Origin of the sequence: Methylobacterium sp. WL18 (assembly GCF_008040015.1) — a bacterium.
Classification (GTDB): domain Bacteria; phylum Pseudomonadota; class Alphaproteobacteria; order Rhizobiales; family Beijerinckiaceae; genus Methylobacterium; species Methylobacterium mesophilicum.
In genome coordinates this window covers 1-5000 of record NZ_VRVD01000339.1, presented here as the reverse complement: position 1 = coordinate 5000, position 5000 = coordinate 1, and the positions used below count along the sequence as shown (strand labels likewise).

Below are 5000 nucleotides of genomic sequence, written 5' to 3'. Positions count from 1 at the left end.
AGGGATAGCCGCGCTTGGTGCCACCGAGCGCGGCTATCCCTGGGGCGATGCCCCGCCCACGGCCGACCGCGCCAATCTCGACGGCGGCCATCTCGGCTGCGTCGACGTCGCCGCCTACCCCGCGGGCGACAGCGCCTGGGGCTGCCGGCAGATGCTCGGCAACGTCTGGGAATGGACCGCGAGCCCCTTCCTGCCCTTTCCCGGCTTCGCGCCCGACGCCTACAAGGCGTATTCGGAACCCGCCTTCGGAACGCGCAAGGTCCTGCGCGGCGGCGCCTGGGCGACCCGCTCGCGCATGGTCGACACCGGCTATCGCAACTTCTTCGGCCCGGAGCGCCGCGACGTGTTCGCCGGCTTCCGCACGGTGGCGCTTTAGGACGCTCGCCGCCGCACTGGATCCCGGTTCGGTGCAGGCGGCCCAGACAAGGCCGAGGCCGCCCCGTGCGCCGTCAGGCTTCGACGCGGATGCCGGGGGGGCCGGCCTCGAACCGCCCGACGATGGCGGCCTGCGCGAAGCCCGCGGCGCGGACCTGGGCCAGGATCGCCTCGGCACGACCGGGCGAGCAGGTCACGAGGAGGCCGCCCGAGGTCTGGGGATCGGTGAGGATGTGGCGGCGCCAGTCCGGCAGGTCCGCGGGCAGGGTGACCTGGCCGCCGAAACTCGCCCAGTTGCGGTGCGATGCCCCGGTGACGAAGCCGTCCCGCGCCAGCGCTTCGGCCCTGGGCAGCAGCGGGATCGCGCCGCCCGCGACGACGAAGGTCAGGCCGGCGCCGCGGGCGAGTTCGAGCCCGTGCCCGAGGAGGCCGAAACCGGTGATGTCGGTGATGGCGTGGACCTCCGCATCGCCCGCCAGATCCGCCCCGACCCTGTTGAGACGCGTCGTGGTGGCGACGAAGTCGGCATAGCCCGCGGCGTCGAGGGCCTCGCGCTTGATCGCGGCGGAGTAGATGCCGACGCCGAGCGGCTTGGTCAGGATGGCCACGTCGCCGGCGCGCGCGTCGGCGTTGCGCCGGATGCGGGTACGGTCGCACAATCCGATCACCGCCAGGCCGTAGATCGGCTCCGGGGTATCGATCGAGTGGCCGCCCGCGATCGGGATGCCCGCCTCGGCGCAGGTGGCGGCCCCGCCCTTCAGGATCCGGGCGACGACCTCGGGGGCGATCTTGCCCACCGGCATGCCCAGGATGGCGAGCGCGAGGATCGGCTTGCCGCCCATGGCGTAGACGTCGGAGATCGCGTTGGTGGCGGCGATCCGACCGAAATCGTGGGGATCGTCCACCATCGGCGTGAAGAAGTCGGTCGTGGCGATGAGGCAGGTCCCGTCATCCAGCGCCCAGACCGCCGCGTCGTCGGCCGTCTCGTTGCCGACGAGCAGGCGCTCGAACGGACCGGCCACCGGCTGGTCGGCCAGCAGCGTGCGCAGCACCGCCGGGTCGAGCTTGCAGCCGCAGCCTCCGCCATGGGCGAGGCTGGTGAGGCGGACCGGCGGAGGCGTATCCATGGCTGAATCCTGTGGCATCGCGCGCTGTGACAACGGAGGGTTAACCACGGGTCCTAGCAGACAAAGGCGGGGATCCGGTACAGACGGCCGTCAGGATGGCACGGTGCGGGCGCGTCGCACCCGCCACCCGGCCCGCCCGGATCGGTGCAGGACCGCAGCGTGCGCCGCCTCCGTCCGGCCCGTACGCACACGGCATCGTCCCGCAAGATCCATCCTCGACAGAATGGGCGTTCGATTCGGTGATCTAACGCCCGCATGAGCCGTCAATTGATTGGACATCGGCCTCCGCTTGAGGGTGTTAGAGTGTCGGAACACGGGTGGGGACGGCGATGCTGAGACGGACGTTGAACGGGGCGTTGCTGGCGGGACTGGGATGGCTCGCGGCATCCGGCGGCGCCGTCGCGCAGGAGCGCGCGAAACCGGCCTTCGTCTTCACCGGCATTCCCGACCAGGACGAGAGCCGCCTCGTGGAGCGCTTCGGCAAGGTCGCGCGCTATCTCGAGGGCAAGCTCGGCGTGCCCGTGACGTACATCCCCGTGAAGAACTACCCGGCGGCGGTGACGGCCTTCACCAACGGCCAGGTTCAGCTCGCGTGGTTCGGAGGCTTCACCGGGGTGCAGGCGCGCAAGGCCTCGCCCGGTGCGCAGGCGATCGCGCAAGGCGCCGAGGACGCGGCGTTCAAGACCTACCTCATCGCCAACACGAAGACCGGCCTGGCGAAGTCGGCCGACTTCCCGAAGGCGGTCGCCGGCAAGACGTTCACGTTCGGCTCGCGCGCCTCGACCTCGGGTCGCCTGATGCCGGAGTATTTCATCCGCGCCGCGTTCCCGGGCAAGACGCCCGAGGAGGTGTTCTCCCGCGTCGGCTTCTCCGGGGACCACACCCGCACGATCCAGCTCGTCCAGTCTGGGGCTTTCGAGGTCGGGGCGGTCGACTACTCGGTGTGGGACCTCGACGACAAGGCCGGCAAGGTCGATCACACGGCCGTCGGCATCATCTGGGAGAGCCCGCCGTTTCCCGACTACCAGTGGACCGTGCGGGGCGATGTCGACGCGATCTACGGCGCCGGCTTCACCGAGAGGCTGCAGGCGGCCCTCGTCGGCATCACCGATCCGGCGATCCTGGCGCCCTTCGCCCGCTCGAAGTTCATCCCGGTGACCAACGCCGCCTATGAGCCGATCGAGCGCGTGGCGAAATCCACGGGCTTGCTCGACTGACGCGAGCGCAGCGCGGTGACCGCATCCCGAGCCGAGCCGGAGATCGTGCTGTCGGGCGCCCAGGCGGCCTATGACGGCAAGCCGGTCCTGTTCGGGGTGGACCTGACCATCCGGGCCGGCGAGCGGGTCGCCCTGATGGGCCGCTCGGGGGCGGGCAAATCTACCCTGCTCGGGCTCATCCACGCCCAGGCGCGCGCCCGCACCGCGCTGATCCCGCAGGCGGCGGCCCTAGTGCGGACCCTGTCGGTCTTCCACAACGTCTACATGGGCCGGCTCGACCGGTGCTCGACCCTGCACAACCTGCGCACCCTGGCGTTTCCGGCCCGCGCCGACCTGGCCGAGATCCGAGGCATCCTCGGGGAGATCGGGCTCGCCGGCGAGCTCCACGCCAAGGCCGGCGCCCTGTCGGGGGGGCAGCAGCAGCGCGTCTCGGTGGCGCGCGCGCTCTACAACGGGCGCCCGATCCTGATCGGGGACGAGCCGGTCTCGGCCCTGGACCGCACGCAGGGCGGCCTCGTCCTGGAGCGGCTGGCCAGGCGCCACCGGACCCTGGTGCTGGCGCTCCACGACATCGCCCTGGCCCTCGCGCACACGGACCGGATCGTGGTCCTCGATGCCGGGCGCATCGTGCTCGACGCGCCCGCCCGCGACCTCGACGAGGCGGCCCTCGCCCCGTTCTACGGTCAAGCCCCGTGAGCGCCCTGCGCCGGATCCCCGGCTGGGGCTACGCGGCGGTGACGCGCTGGTTCGCGGCGGGTGCGCTGGCTGCGCTCCTGGCGGCCGACCTCGCGGTCAGCAGCCTGCATCCCTGGGCCGACCTCCAGCGCCTGCTCGGCGGCCTGATCCGTCCGGACTTCCTGGCGGTGGACATCTGGAGCGTCGTGTACACCGTCGCGTTCGCGATCCTCGGGGTGACGGCGGGGGCCGGGGCCGGCTTCGTCCTGGCCATTCCGTTCGCCAGGGTCCGGGGCGTGCGCCTCGTCTGCGCCGGCCTGCGCTCCGTGCACGAGCTGTTCTGGGCGCTGCTCCTGATGCAGGTGTTCGGCCTGTCGGCCCTCACCGGCATCCTCGCCATCGCGCTGCCCTATGCGGGGATCTGCGCCAAAGTCTATTCCGAGATCATGGAGGAGGCCGACCTGTCGGCCCTGCGGGTTCTGCCCGAGGGGACCGGCGCCCTCTCGGCCTTCGCGTACGGCCGTCTTCCGGATGTCGCCGCGGCCTTTCGGCACTACACGCTCTACCGGTTCGAGTGCGCCATGCGCTCGACCCTGGTGCTCGGCTTCATCGGCCTGCCGACCATGGGCTTCTACCTCGAATCCGCCTTCCGGCAGGGCCGCTACGCCGAGGCCGGCGCCCTGCTCCTCGTGTTCTACGCCCTGATCGGCTCGCGCCGTCTCTGGATGCGGCTCTCGACCCTGCCTCTGCTTCTCATCGTCAGCGTGCTCGCCCTTCCGCGAACCGTCGGGACGACGCACTGGCTCTCCAGCCTGGAACGCTTCGTGACGCACGACATCGTCCCGAGCCCGCTCCGGTCCGGCGCGCTCCTCGACCCGGCGACCTGGAGCCGGCTCGGGCTCTGGTTCCGGCCGATCCTCACCCAGCAGATCCTGCCCGGCGCCGTCCAGACCCTGGTGCTGGCGCAGATCGCGCTGGTGGCCACCGCGCTGGGCGCGCTGCTGCTGTTCCCCCTGGCCTCGCGCCGGTTCGCGGGGCCGATCGGCCAGCCCTTCGGGCGCGTCCTGCTCGTGATCGTGCGCTCGACGCCGGAATACATGCTGGCCTACGTGCTGCTGCAGCTGCTCGGGCCGTCGATGCTGCCGGCGATCCTGGCGCTGACGATCCACAACGCGGGCATCGTCGGCTACCTGATGGGGCGCCACGCCGACGACCTCGCCTACCGTGCCGACGCCCCGACGGGCCTGAACCTCTACAGCTACGAGACGGTGCCGCGGCTCTACGGGCAGTTCCTCGCCTACCTGCTGTACCGCTGGGAGCTGATCCTGCGCGAGAGCGCGATCTTCGGCATCCTCGGCGTGGCGACGCTCGGCTTCTACGTCGACGCCGCGATCTCCGAGCTGCGCCTCGACGTCGCCGTGCTGCTGATCGTGGCGACCGCCGTCCTGACCATGCTGGTGGATGCGCTGTCCAGGACCCTGCGCCGGTCCCTGCGCCTCACCGACCTGCCGATCCGCCTCTCCGCGCCGCGGCACGGATCCGCCGCGACCCCGCCCCTCCGGACGGCCTGCTCCTGACGGGCTCGCGCCCCTTTACGGCTGCCGCG

At 71.5% G+C, this 5000-nt stretch carries 5 protein-coding genes; 4 read left to right on the top strand and 1 reads right to left on the bottom strand.

The annotated features are described in order from the left end of the window. Positions 1-376: SUMF1/EgtB/PvdO family nonheme iron enzyme (locus FV228_RS20010; protein WP_147856220.1), on the top strand; the 376-nt coding region annotated here is incomplete at its 5' end. A gap of 73 nt (positions 377-449) precedes the next feature. Here FV228_RS20010 and selD read toward each other — a convergent pair. Beyond that, a complete protein-coding gene (gene selD, locus FV228_RS20005; protein ID WP_147856219.1) occupies positions 450-1502 on the bottom strand; it encodes a selenide, water dikinase SelD in 1053 nt (350 codons plus the stop codon). A 329-nt stretch (positions 1503-1831) separates the two neighbouring features. On the opposite strand from selD, the gene FV228_RS20000 reads away from it, so the two are divergent. From FV228_RS20000 to FV228_RS19990, 3 genes are read left to right on the top strand one after another with little or no spacing between them, the layout of a single operon-like run. Continuing rightward, positions 1832-2719 carry a putative selenate ABC transporter substrate-binding protein gene (locus tag FV228_RS20000; RefSeq protein WP_147856218.1) on the top strand — a complete coding sequence of 296 codons (888 nt, stop codon included), beginning with the start codon at positions 1832-1834 and terminating at the stop codon, positions 2717-2719. Positions 2720-2734: 15 nt separating this feature from the next. Continuing rightward, the gene (locus tag FV228_RS19995) at positions 2735-3415 is read left to right on the top strand and encodes an ATP-binding cassette domain-containing protein (protein ID WP_147856217.1); all 681 of its coding nucleotides are present in this window, start codon (positions 2735-2737) and stop codon (positions 3413-3415) included. Then, entirely contained in the window at positions 3412-4971 is a 1560-nt protein-coding gene (locus tag FV228_RS19990; protein WP_238260768.1) for an ABC transporter permease, read from the top strand. The genes FV228_RS19995 and FV228_RS19990 overlap by 4 nt, the downstream gene beginning before the upstream one ends. Positions 4972-5000 lie beyond the last annotated feature (29 nt).